General features: G+C 61.0%; 9 protein-coding genes. 6 read left to right on the forward strand and 3 right to left on the reverse strand.

Going from position 1 to position 12,530, the window contains the following annotated elements:
- Window positions 1-328: 328 nt before the first annotated feature.
- Both ACP7E6_RS02870 and ACP7E6_RS02875 read left to right on the forward strand, forming a co-directional pair.
- Window positions 329-1,477, forward strand: coding sequence for a DUF2778 domain-containing protein (locus ACP7E6_RS02870; RefSeq protein ID WP_426227712.1), 1,149 nt, complete (start codon window positions 329-331; stop codon window positions 1,475-1,477).
- Window positions 1,478-1,686: 209 nt separating this feature from the next.
- Window positions 1,687-2,730: a FecR domain-containing protein gene (locus ACP7E6_RS02875; protein ID WP_426227713.1), complete on the forward strand. Its 1,044-nt coding sequence runs from the start codon at window positions 1,687-1,689 to the stop codon at window positions 2,728-2,730.
- 72 nt (window positions 2,731-2,802) lie between these two features.
- On the opposite strand, the gene ACP7E6_RS02880 is transcribed toward ACP7E6_RS02875, so the two are convergent.
- A complete protein-coding gene (locus ACP7E6_RS02880; RefSeq protein WP_426227715.1) occupies window positions 2,803-4,974 on the reverse strand; it encodes a CHASE2 domain-containing protein in 2,172 nt (723 codons plus the stop codon).
- Window positions 4,975-5,175: 201 nt separating this feature from the next.
- Here ACP7E6_RS02880 and ACP7E6_RS02885 point away from each other — a divergent pair, with 201 nt between their 5' ends.
- From ACP7E6_RS02885 to ACP7E6_RS02900, 4 genes are all read left to right on the forward strand, one after another.
- A complete protein-coding gene (locus ACP7E6_RS02885) occupies window positions 5,176-6,978 on the forward strand; it encodes a diguanylate cyclase (protein WP_426227717.1) in 1,803 nt (600 codons plus the stop codon).
- A 205-nt stretch (window positions 6,979-7,183) separates the two neighbouring features.
- Window positions 7,184-8,680, forward strand: a complete 1,497-nt coding sequence (locus ACP7E6_RS02890; protein WP_426227719.1) for a nucleobase:cation symporter-2 family protein — start codon at window positions 7,184-7,186, stop codon at window positions 8,678-8,680.
- A gap of 180 nt (window positions 8,681-8,860) precedes the next feature.
- Window positions 8,861-9,139: a CopG family ribbon-helix-helix protein gene (locus tag ACP7E6_RS02895; protein ID WP_426227721.1), complete on the forward strand. Its 279-nt coding sequence runs from the start codon at window positions 8,861-8,863 to the stop codon at window positions 9,137-9,139.
- The gene (locus tag ACP7E6_RS02900) at window positions 9,127-9,417 is read left to right on the forward strand and encodes a type II toxin-antitoxin system RelE/ParE family toxin (protein WP_426227723.1); all 291 of its coding nucleotides are present in this window, start codon (window positions 9,127-9,129) and stop codon (window positions 9,415-9,417) included. Before ACP7E6_RS02895 ends, ACP7E6_RS02900 begins: the two co-directional genes overlap by 13 nt.
- An 89-nt stretch (window positions 9,418-9,506) precedes the next feature.
- Here ACP7E6_RS02900 and ACP7E6_RS02905 read toward each other — a convergent pair whose 3' ends face one another.
- Window positions 9,507-11,978, reverse strand: coding sequence for an ATP-dependent helicase (locus ACP7E6_RS02905; RefSeq protein WP_426227725.1), 2,472 nt, complete (start codon window positions 11,976-11,978; stop codon window positions 9,507-9,509).
- Between the two features lie 103 nt (window positions 11,979-12,081).
- The gene (locus ACP7E6_RS02910; RefSeq protein ID WP_426227727.1) at window positions 12,082-12,492 is read right to left on the reverse strand and encodes a carboxymuconolactone decarboxylase family protein; all 411 of its coding nucleotides are present in this window, start codon (window positions 12,490-12,492) and stop codon (window positions 12,082-12,084) included.
- Between the last annotated feature and the right edge of the window lie 38 nt (window positions 12,493-12,530).

Consider the following 12,530-nt stretch of genomic DNA (forward strand, 5'->3'; position numbering starts at 1 on the left):
AAATACAGTTTTTTTTGAGCTTCAGGTAGAGCGCAAGCGTTGACGCGCCGGTGTTTCGCCATTCGCCAGACCACGATGTCCTGGGCGGGGAGGGTTGCCTTCTTCGCTTTTTGCCTGCGGCAGGTGCCGCTCTCCTATGCCCACCACGCTCCCTGAAATTCTTGGAGCCCGCGTAAAGGAATTGGTTACCATACTTTGTCATTCTTTTGATCGACCGGCAGGCCCCGGCAAGCGCGCAGTTCGGCGCCTCGTGGGCTTTGGACCGGCCTCGGCGGCAATGCGTCTTGTTGCTCTCCGATCGAGTAATGCGTTTCGGGTAACGAGTATCATGGCGTTTGCAGCAGAAAAATGCAGTCACACCGCATCTTCCGGCAAGGCGGGGCGGCGTTCCAGGCCATTGTCGCGGCTGCTCACCGGCGCTGCCGTTGCGGGCATCGGCATTGCCGCCTTGGTCTGGATGGTCGCGACGTTCGCGGCGATGCAGAACATGGGGTCGTCGCTGCCGTCGAGTAAAGGTCCGCGGCTAGAAGCCTCCTTGGGTCTCAACCCCATCATGCACGCTACCCCGCAACAGCGCGTCGTGCGTCTTTCCAAGTTTTCGCGGTTGACCGTTCTACCGCGCATGAACCTCGTCGCAACGGCGGCTGCGCAAAACAGTCTGGCTGCGGTCGCCATGGCCAAGCCGGCTGTGGATTTTGCCGAAAAAACGCAGGTCCTGGCTTTGGCGAAGGCTGCTGCGGCCAGAGGCGACGACGTCATTACCGGCTCGACGCCAGTCACCGCCAACGCACTTGTCGAGACGGTGTCGCTGAAGGAGCAAGGTCTTGGCAAGCCTTTTAGTCTGGTCATGCCGGAACCGGCGTCGTCACTGAACGGGATGCTGCCCGATCTCGGGCCGCTGCCGCTGGCAAAACCGCGAAGCTTGGCGGATGCAGTCCGCAAGCCCGACGATAAGCCCACGAAACCCGCAGCCAAGGAACTTGCCTACGCCAAGCCTGACTTCCCCATGGACGACGACAACGAGGTACGCCCGGCGTTCCGCGGCAAAAGAGGGGTCGCCTATTACGACATCTCGGGCGGCGTCGTTTACATGCCCAACGGCGAGAAGCTGGAGGCACATTCCGGCATCGGCAAGATGCGCGACAATCCAGCCTATGTTCACGTCAAGATGAAGGGGCCCACGCCGCCCGGTACTTACAAGGTGACGATGCGTGAATCGCTCTTCCACGGTGTTGCCGCCGTGCGCCTGACGCCGGTGGATGGCGTCGCGCCGCATGGCCGCGATGGCCTGCTCGCTCACAGTTATCTCTTGAGAAACCGCGGCGATTCCCATGGCTGCGTTGCGTTCGAGGAATATCCGCGCTTCCTGAAGGCTTTCAAACGCGGCGAGATCACCCATATGGTCATCGTCAAAAGCATGAAGGGCTTCTCCGCCCCCAAGCGCACTTTCGCATCGCTTTTTTCCAAGGGCGCGTAGGACGCATTCATCAATCTCCAGCAGGATCGACGCTGTTGAGCAAGGGCGCGAAACCTTATGGGTCTCGCGCCCTTGGCGCGTCTTTCCACCCCATTTCCCTCCGCATATGTCTGCAAATGCATGCTATCCGACCCTCGGCGATCCGCCGTTCACGGATCGAAAGACACGCTATTTATAATATGCTAATATAGTAACCTTGGGAGGGGGAAATGTTTGCTCCTTATCGGGTAGGCGTCATCGCGTGTGGTTTGCTGGCCGTCGACGCCGTGCCATTGAAGGCGGTCGAGTCGATCGGCAGGGCGGTCGAGATCAAGACTGCAGTCACCGGGGCACGGGGCGACCTTTCGATCAACGACCCGGTATTCCAAGACGAACGGATTCGTACATCCAAATCGGGCCTCGGCCAGTTTATCTTCCGGGATGGTACCAAGCTTGCCGTTGGATGGGGCTCATCGGTCGTGGTCGATAAGTTCGTTTTCGACGGTTCCCATTCTGTGAAAAAGCTGACGATCAAAGCCGCCAAGGGAACCTTTCGCTGGGTTAGCGGAAAATCCAACCATACGGCTTATGAAATTCTGACTCCCGCCGGAACGATCGGCGTCCGCGGAACCGCATTCGATTTCTACATTGGCGGCGACGGCACCACGGCCGTCGTGTTGCTCGGCGGCGCTGCCAGTTTTTGCGGTGCGGGCGGTTGCCGGCAGCTGACCCGGCGCTGCGACCATGTCGTTGCCAAACGCGGCGGAGCCGTTACCAATACCCGCCGGGTCGATCGCGGCATCTTCAAAGCGCTCGGCAATGCCAGGGCGTTGCCCTTCCTGTCTGGCAACCAGAAGCTTGCGGCCAGCGGCGGATACGGTGGGTGCGGCCTGGCAAGGGCGGATGACATCCAGCGCGACGAACCTGACCGAAATGTTCCCAGTCAGGTGCGTCCACAGCGCGAGACCCCCGACCCGCCCGGGAAAGACCCCAAACCAAACGACGATAAACCACACCAGGACCCCGGCGGCGATCACGGCAGACCTCACGACCAGCCCGACAGGGGACACGATCATCATGATCGGCACGATGATCACGATAAACCCGATAAATCGGATAACCCCGACAGGGCGCCTAGCGACCGCGGCACGCATGACAGAGGGCCTGGCGATCACGACAAGCATGACCGGCAGGATCACGACGGCAGGCAAGGCGGCCATGGGCAAAACGGGCGCGATGAAAATCGCCACGGTGACAGCGGCACGGACGATTGACGATAGAGCGCCAGCGGGCTTCAGGCGGGCTGTCGCGCCGGCCCACGTGCAGCATTCCGGACAGAACTCGCGTCAAGTGGCTGACCCGTCCTCTTTTTGAGCCGCACCTTGCGAAAAATGTTCCGTCCTACGCGAAATGCGGCGATAGAAGTCCGTCAGATCGACCGGCAGTTCGGCCGCCTTCAATTTTGCAGCTCGCAGGAGTTTTCGTGTCGATGGCGACCGGAGGGCCAACGCCTCGATCATTCGAGCGTGGATAGCTTTCAAATCGCGAAACTCTGCCGAGACGGCGACACGGTCATCGCCGATCACGGCGAAGGTGCGGGTCCGGGTGCTCTTGCCCTTAAGCGGTAGAGCGCCTGCTTCCAACAGGGCATATTGCGGTGCGCGGTTTGCGGTGCTCTCGGAGACGAGGATATCGAAACAGACGTCCTTGCAGGCTGTCTCGATCCGGGCCGTGACATTGACTGTATCGCCGACGGCTGAATAATTGAAATGGGTTTCGGCTCCCATGTTGCCAACGCAGGCAAGCCCGGTATGGACGCCGATACCGATGCCCACGGTATGTTCGGGTCCAAATCCGAATGCGTCTCTCGCATTGAGTTGAGCAAGCGTTTCCCGCATGGCCAGCGCAGCATGGACGGCTTTGCCGGGGTGATCGCTGACATCGACGGGGGCATTCCAGAAGGCCATGATCGAATCGCCGATGAATTTGTCGAGCGTGCCTTCATTCGCGATGACGTGGCGGCTCAGCGCATCGAGAAAGGTATTGAGGAAGCCGACGACCTCAGCCGGCGTCAAGCGCTCGCTGATCTCGGTGAAATTTCGGACGTCAACGAACATCACCGTCAATTCCCGATCATCGCCGCCAAGACGCAGGGCGTTGCGGGTATGCTCGATACGATAGAGCAGCGATGGCGAAAGGTAGTGACCGAAGGCCAGCCGCACTTCCCGGCGCTCCCGGTCAATGACCAGAAAGCGGAATGCAGTTGCCGCGAAATGCGTGATGGAGCCGCTGAGGATTGGCGCCAGCGGGTCGAACAGAAGTCCTCCGGAGACGAAGGCGATCCAGGATGCGGCGAGAGCCAGCGCCGTGATCAGCAGGCCACAGGCCAGCGCAACCGCCGGACTGACGAAGGTGGTCAAGAATACCAGCAGGCCGCCCGCCACCGCGATCGACAGGATTTCAAGTCCATCGGCCCAATCGGGCCGCGACAGAAAACGTTCTGACAGGATCTGCTCGACGATCTGGGCCTGAAGCGAAACACCGGCGACATTTTCGCCCAAAGCTGTCGTGCGGATGTCCTGAAGTCCGGCGGCCGATGTGCCGATGAAGACGATGCTGCCCTGGATGGCTGCGTCTATTCCGGATGGGGTGCCATTTCCGGCCAGGATCGCCCGTGCCGAAATGTACCTGTCCGCCCGGTCGGGGCTGACATAGAGCCACAGCTCTCCCGCCGACGTCACCGGGACGACAAACTCGCCGATTTTGATCATGGTGATGGTATCCGGCACGTCGGGCGCATCGGCGAGCACATAGGTGGAGGCGCCCTGCGCGACGCGCAAGGCCTCCAGCGCAAGGTTGGGATAGAGCTGCGCGCCGTCGCTCAGCAGGAGCGGAACGGTGCGCACCACGGCCGACGGGTCGCCGGGATTGAGACTGATATGGCCGAGGCCGGCGGCTGCAGCTTCAAGCTGGGGGCGAAGGGGCGTCGCGCTTCGAATGCGGGGCGGCGCGCGAAAGGGCGGTTCGCCGGTAAAGGCAAATCCGGCCTTGATGCCGGGCCGGTCGGTTCCCTCGTTTGAAAGTGCAAAGCCCAGCACGACCGGCTTGCCTGTGATCGAGCGTGCAAGGATTTCGTCATTGTCCGGTAAACGCTGAAGCAGCGACGGATCGATACCTGCGACATCGCGAACGACGGTGCGCGGCGACAGGCGGTCCGGTTCCGAAAAGAGGATATCGAATGCGATCGCCGATGCTCCCATCTGCGAGAGCCTGTCCACCAATCTGGCCATTCGGTCCCTGGGCCATGGCCATTGGCCGAGTTCCCGAAGCGAGGCTTCGTCGATATCGACCACGCGCACCGGCAGATCCTGAAACGTGCGCGGCGCCAGGCGTTGATATTCATCGAACGCGACCTCGCGCGCCTGCCGCAGCAACTGCGGATCGCTTGCCCGCAGGGTCGTGAGCATCGCGACGATCACCAGACCGACAATAACGCCAATTTGCTGCGCACGCGTCATGACCATGCCATCCGCCCCGAGACAGCCTGACCCTAACACAAGCAATGATAATGAGGAAAAGACGCATGCCTGACACCGGCGTGCCGACTTGCGATACGGCGACAAAAGCCGCCCGGGCCAACGCGCTGTGTCCGCAGGGTTGGGAATTGCCACCGCAAGCACCGTGCTTTATCCCGTCTACACTCTCTGGGGGCGGATTTCATGCGAATCAATGCGATCACGAATTGGGCCTACGGCGTTACGGTCGTCCTGACCGTGCTTTCGGGTGGTGCGTTCATCCTCTCGACCAACAGCGCCAATGAGGAGCGCCGGGCTGTCGAAGAGCATCTGGCATTCGATACGCTGGCCGAGGAGCTGGCGCTCGGAGCCGAAGAGCGCAGCGACGAAGCCCGTCTTTACGTGATGCGCGGTGAGGAACGCCATCTGGAAGCGTTCCATGTTAAGGAAGGCGAGGAGCACCGTCGCGAGGCGGCCATCAAGAACGCCAGAGCACAGGGCGCTTCGCCTGCGGAACTGGCAGCCCTTGCAGAGATCGAGCAGGATTCCGAGGCGCTGGACAGGATCGAGGCTGCTGCAATCGACACCTATCGCAATGGTGACCGGGCGGCAGCACAGCAGGCACTCTTTGGTGGCGAACATGAACGCCTGCAGACGGATTTGCTGGATAGTGTCGGGCGCTTTCGCGACCTGACCGCCGCCAGGACCGGTGCCGCGCTGAACGATGCTCGGTCTCGAAGCGATTGGTTCGGTGTGGTCGCCAAGACGATGCTGGGTCTGACCGCGGCACTTTTCCTCGGGGTCCTCTATTTCGTTCTCAGGCGGCGCATCGCCATGCCGCTGATGCGCATGACCGGTATCGTCACGCGGCTGGCAAGGCAGGATTATGCCGTGGATGTTCCGCTCGACCAGCGGCGCGACGAGATCGGCGAGATGAACGAAGCCATCCATATTTTTCGCGCCAACGGGCTGGAACGCAATCGGCTGGATGCCGAGCGCCGGCTTGATCAGCAAACCAAGGATTTGATCCTGCAGATGATGCACCGGCTGCAGGCCTGCCAAACGCAGAGCGAACTGGCCGATGCCGTGGCGCGGTTTGCCCCGCAGATATTTCCCAATCTTGCCGGCCACCTCTATGTGTTGAACGAGAGCAGGACATTGCTGTCGAGTGTCGGAAGCTGGCTCGATCCGCAGCAATCGGCCGCCTCCTTTGCGTCCAGCGCCTGCTGGGGGCTGCGGCGCGGCCGGCCGCATCTAAGCAACCGCGGCCAGAGCGACATTGCCTGTCAGCATCTGAACGACAGCAATGTCGCCGGTCTTTGCGTGCCGTTGACGGCGCAGGGCGATACGATCGGCTTGCTCTATTTCGAGGAACGTTCCGAGGCGGTTGCGGATGTCGAAACCTCGCGCCTCTATCTGGAGCTGATTGCCGAAAATATCGGTCTTGCGGTTGCCAATCTGCAATTGCGCGAGAAGCTGACCCATCTTGCCGTGCGCGATGCGCTGACGGGATTGTACAACCGGCGCTGGCTGGACGAGACCCTGAACAGACACGCCCGCGAGGAGGCGGCAAGTCCGCTGGTCTGCATGATGATCGACATCGATCACTTCAAGCGTTTCAACGACGAGTTCGGCCATGATGCGGGCGATGTCGTCATGCAATATGTGGCGCAGATCGTCATCGATATGGTCGGCGACGCCGGCAGCGCCTACCGTTTCGGCGGCGAGGAATTCACCGTGCTTTTGCCGGGGATGACGGAACCGGCCGGGTTCGAGTTTGCCGAAGCGCTTCGGACCAGGATCGCGACTGCGCCTTTGTCGCATCGCGGCCGGATTCTTGGCTCGGTTGCGGTTTCCATCGGCGTGGCATCGGCGCCCGCCGGAGGCACGGTGCCGACATTGCTGACGCGGGCGGATGCCGCCCTTTTGAACGCCAAGGCCGGTGGGCGCAACATGACGGTGTCGGCAGGAAAGTTGATCCTGGGCGACCTGCAGGATCCCGCGTAGGCCTCCCTATCGCGTGTCGCGGAGGCGTTCTTCAAGCCGCTATCAACATTCGTGGCGAGCCGATGCGGAGAGGCGTTCACCCCGAAATGCAAAAACACTTTCAAAAAAAACCCATACAGTCAAAAATCGCCGGCCCGCTATGGTTTGACGACGTGCATTCGGGAGAAATGCGTGGAAGCATGAACATGTTCTGGGAGGAGTGGTTTTGCTACAGAGGAATATTGAGACGGCGCCGGTGATCAGGCCGGAGGACGAGCGGCTAGGGGCAGGCGCGACTGTGGTCTACGGCCTGCAGCATGTGCTGACCATGTATGGCGGCATCGTCGCCGTGCCGCTGATCGTCGGTCAGGCCGCCGGTCTTTCACCGGCCGAGATCGGCCTTCTGATCACCGCGTCGCTGTTTGCCGGCGGTCTTGCAACGCTGCTCCAGACGATCGGCCTGCCATTCTTCGGCTGCCAGCTGCCGCTGGTGCAGGGCGTGTCCTTCGCCAGCGTCGCAACAATCGTTGCAATCCTCGGCGGTGGCGGCGAGGCGGGCGGACTGCCGGCAGTGCTCGGCGCCGTCATGGTGGCGTCGTTTGTTGGCCTGCTGATCACGCCGGTCCTGTCACGGGTGACAAAATTCTTTCCGCCGCTGGTCAACGGCATCGTCATCACCACGATCGGGCTGACGCTGATGCCGGTGGCGGCCAACTGGGCGATGGGCGGCAGCCGCAATGCGGCTGATTTCGGTAGCATGGCCAATATCGGCCTTGCGGCGCTGACGCTGGTCGTCGTGTTGTTGCTCAGCAAACTCGGCAGTGCCTCGATTTCCAGGCTTTCCATCCTGCTGGCGATGATCATCGGAACGATCGCCGCCGTGTTCTTCGGCATGGCTGATTTTTCCAGGGTCGGTGAGGGGGCCTTGATTGCACTGCCTTCGATGTTTCACTTCGGTTTGCCGGTGTTTCATCTGGCGGCTGTGATCTCGATGCTGATCGTCGTGATGGTCATCCTTGTCGAAACCTCGGCCGATATTCTCGCCGTCGGCGAAATCATCGAGACGAAAGTGGATTCCAAACGGCTCGGCAACGGCTTGCGCGCCGACATGCTGTCGAGCCTGTTGGCACCGGTATTCGGCTCGTTCACGCAGAGCGCCTTTGCCCAAAATGTCGGGCTGGTGGCGGTGACGGGGGTAAAAAGCCGTTATGTGGTGGCGGCCGGCGGTCTCATCCTGGTGACGCTCGGGCTCTTGCCGGTGATGGGACGGGTCATCGCCGCCATTCCGCCATCGGTCCTCGGCGGCGCCGGCATCGTCCTGTTCGGCACGGTAGCCGCCAGCGGCATCCGGTCGCTGTCAAAGGTCGATTACGCCAACAACATGAACCTGATCATCGTTGCCACCTCGCTCGGCTTCGGCATGATCCCGATCGCCGCGCCGCAGTTCTACCATCAGTTCCCGGCCTGGTTCGAAACGATCTTCCACTCGGGCATCTCGTCCTCGGCGATCATGGCGATCTCGCTCAACTTGCTGTTCAATTATTTCAGGACAGGCAATTCCGACCAGCAGTCGGTGTTCGTCGCGGGCACGGAACGCAGCCTGCGCTACCAGGACATTTCGGAGTTGCACGACGGCGACTATTTCCAGGGTGGCAAGCTCTTTGATGCGGAAGGTAACGAGGTGCCGATTGTGGCTCAGCCGGAGCGGGTGAGCGGGCATTAGGGCGCCTTATGTGGTCGAGTGACCTTACCCTTATCTGCCCTCCCTTAAGGAGGAGGGTTGGACATGGCTGTTCAGGGGCGATGAGAGGTGTCCTGGCGCCAGACATTCGCTTTGCCTATGCGGTTGGTGTTTTCTCATGTAAAGTAGTGGGAGGTATTACCTGGTATTGAGGAATGGCAAATGGCAGTGGCGACATCCGTCAAACTTGAGGATGAGCTGAAGGAGCGCGTGCAGAGTTTGGCCACCGCGCGGCGCCGCACATCTCACTGGATCATGCACGAAGCGATCGCGCAATATGTCGAGCGCGAGGAGAGGCGCGAAGCCTTCCGCGAGGAAACCCTCAAGGCCTGGGAAGAGTTTCAGCAAACCGGCCTGCATGCCAGCGCCGAAGACGTTGAAAAATGGCTGTCGAGCTGGGGCACTGAAAATGAGGTGCCGGCACCTAAATGCCAACCGTAATCTTTGCTCCTGCCGCAATCCGCGATCTCCAAAGACTGCGTGAATTCCTACGGACGAAGAACCCGCAAGCGGCGCGGCGGGCCGGCGAAGCGATATTGCAAAGTATCCGTATCCTTGGCTTACAACCGCGTCTCGGCCGCCCTGTAGAAGACTTGCCGGAAGAGTTTCGGGAACTGCTTATCGATTTTGGTGACAGTGGTTATGTGGCTCGTTATCGGTTTTCTGAGGACGCGGTAACAATCTTGGCGGTGCGTCATCAGCGGGAGGTCGGCTTTTAGGAGCGGCGCAATTCACAGATATCGACGGGAGATCTTGTTGTTACTTGAAGGGAATCCTCGGGCTCGACCCGAGAATCCAGTTCCGATCCTCACACCTTCTCCACAAACCCGTCCAGCACGCGTTTCTGCCCGGCCCGGTCAAAATCGATCGTCAGCTTGTTGCCCTCTATCCCGGCAATATTGCCGTTGCCGAACTTGATATGAAACACCCGGTCGCCGACGACAAATTTCGAGGGTTCGTCGATCTTTGATTTGGCGATCAGTTCGCCGTCGATGGTGCGGGCCTTGGGGCCACTCTCGCCGTAGCCGATGCGGTCGATCGAGACGCCGGAGCGGTTGCCCCAGTTGTCGCGGGTGGCGTCGGTCTTGTTGGCCTGGGCGCGTTTCCAGCCGGGGGTGGAATAGGTGTTGGTGAAGGGTTCCTGCTTGTCGAAGCGCGACTGGCCGTAGCCGCCGCGATTGTAGCCACCATAGGATTGTTCGGCTTCCGACACCTCGACATGGGCGGTGGGCAGTTCGTCGAGGAAACGCGAGGGCAGGGTCGATTGCCACAGGCCGTGGATGCGGCGGTTGGAAACGAACCAGATGTGACAGCGGCGTTTTGCCCGCGTCAGGCCGACATAGGCAAGGCGGCGTTCTTCCTCAAGCCCGGAGCGGCCGCCTTCGTCGAGCGCCCGCTGGTGCGGAAACAGGCCTTCTTCCCAGCCGGGCAGGAAGACTGTCTCGAATTCGAGGCCCTTGGCCGAATGCAGGGTCATGATCGAGACGGCGTCGAGCTCGGCATTCTGCTCGACATCCATCACCAGCGCGATGTGTTCGAGGAAGCCGCGCATGCTCTCGAACTGTTCCATCGAGCGGATCAGTTCCTTCAGGTTTTCCAACCGGCCCGGCGCTTCGGCTGATTTGTCGTTCTTCCACATGTCCGTATAGCCGGACTCTTCGAGAATGGTCTCGGCAAGCTCGGTATGCGGTGTGTTTTCGAGCAGGCCCTGCCAGCGCTGGAACATCGAGACGACATCGAACAGCGACTTGCGCGGTTTTGGCTTCATCTCGTCGGTTTCGATGATATCGGCCGACGCTGCCAGCATCGGGATGTCGCGCTTGCGGGCATAGTCGTGCAGCGCACGCACCGTGGTGTCGCCAAGGCCGCGCTTCGGCGTATTGACGATGCGCTCAAAGGCCAGGTCGTCGGCCGGCTGGCAGACGAGGCGGAAATAGGCCAGCGCATCGCGGATTTCGAGGCGCTCGTAGAAGCGCGGGCCGCCGATGACGCGGTAGTTGAGGCCGAGCGTGACGAACCGGTCTTCGAACTCGCGCATCTGGAAGGAGGCGCGCACCAGGATCGCCATATTGTTGAGCGGGTGCTGCGTGCGCTGGAGCTGTTCGATCTCCTCGCCGACGGCGCGGGCTTCCTCTTCCGAATCCCAGGCGGCGTGCACCTGCACCTTGTCGTCGTTGGGATCGACGCGGTCGGTGAACAGCGTCTTGCCGAGACGGCCTTCATTATGGGCGATCAGGTGGCCGGCGGCACCCAAAATGTGCTCGGTGGAGCGGTAGTTGCGCTCAAGCTTGACCACCTTGGCGCCGGGGAAATCCTTCTCGAAGCGCAGGATGTTGTCGACCTCGGCTCCGCGCCAGCCATAGATCGACTGGTCGTCGTCCCCAACGCAGCAGACGTTCTGTGGAACGCCCTTCGGCCGCTGGGCAAGCAGGCGCAGCCACATATACTGGGCGGTGTTGGTGTCCTGATATTCGTCGACGAGGATATAGCGGAACTTGTCGTGATATTCGCGCAAGACATCCGGATTGATGCGGAACATGCGAATGGGATGCAGCAGCAGATCGCCGAAATCGCAGGCGTTGAGTGTCATCAGCCGGGCCTGATAAGCGGCATAGAGTTCGCGGCCCTTACCATTGGCAAAGGCACGGGCGTCACCCTCGGGAATCTCGGCGGGACCGAGGCCCTTGTTCTTCCAGCCGTCGATCATCTGGGCGAACTGTTTGGCCGGCCAGCGCTTGTCGTCGATGCCGTCCGCCTGGATCAACTGCTTGATCAGCCGCACCACGTCGTCGGTATCGAGGATGGTGAACGAGGATTTCAGCCCGACCAGTTCGGCATGGCGGCGCAAGAGCTTGACGCCGATCGAATGGAACGTGCCCATCCACGGCATGCCTTCGACGGCGCCACCGACGAGAACGCCGACGCGCTCCTTCATCTCGCGCGCCGCCTTGTTGGTGAAGGTGACGGCAAGAATCTGTGATGGGAAGGCGCGGCCGGAGGCAAGGATATGGGCGATGCGGGTGGTGAGAACGCGGGTCTTGCCGGTACCGGCGCCGGCGAGCACCAAGACCGGGCCATCCAACGCTTCCACGGCTTCGCGCTGTTCCGGGTTGAGGCCGGAGAGATAATCGGGAATACGGTGCTGGTCGCGGGCTGCCATGGCGCGCGCGGCGATGCCGCCGCCGGGCGCAGGCGGTGCCGGCTGCGGGCTCAGGCCACGCTGCGGGCGTGGCGCCGGTTCCTCATCGAAGAAGGGAATATCGTCAAAACCATTGCTCATGCGGCTCAATGTAGTGATTCGGAGCCGAAAGGCCAGAATTCCGTTCTGCTTTTATTCCAGAATGTCCAGCTTGCTTGTGGAGACAACCGCTTTTTGGCCGCGATCAACGCCGATGATCGGCATCGAAGACGGGATCGATGGGAAGCTGCAGGGCCGTTGCCAGCTGATTGGTCTTGGCGGCAAGCGCGATGACGCGCAGCAGATCGGCGTGCTGTTCATCCGTCATGCCCTTGGCTTTGGCGGCTGCCGTGTGGGAATGAGCGCAGTAACCGCAGCCATTGGTGACCGAGACGGCGATATAAAGCATTTCCTTGACGAGCGGGTCGAGCGCCGATGGGGTCGCCATCACGGTTTTGACCTCGGCCCAGGTGTTTTCGAGCAGGCCGCTGTCAAAAGCGAGATAGTGCCACATATTGTTGATGAAGTCGGATTTGCGGGTCGCGCGAATGTCGTCGAAGACGGCTTTGACGCGCGGATCGCTCTCCGGGTCCGGGTGTTTTGCGATGGTGCTCATGAGATCTCCGATTGTCTAGGCTAGTTGTCTGCGGCTAG

The organism is Pararhizobium sp. DWP3-4 (genome assembly GCF_049898205.1).
Taxonomy (GTDB): Bacteria; Pseudomonadota; Alphaproteobacteria; order Rhizobiales; family Rhizobiaceae; genus Pararhizobium.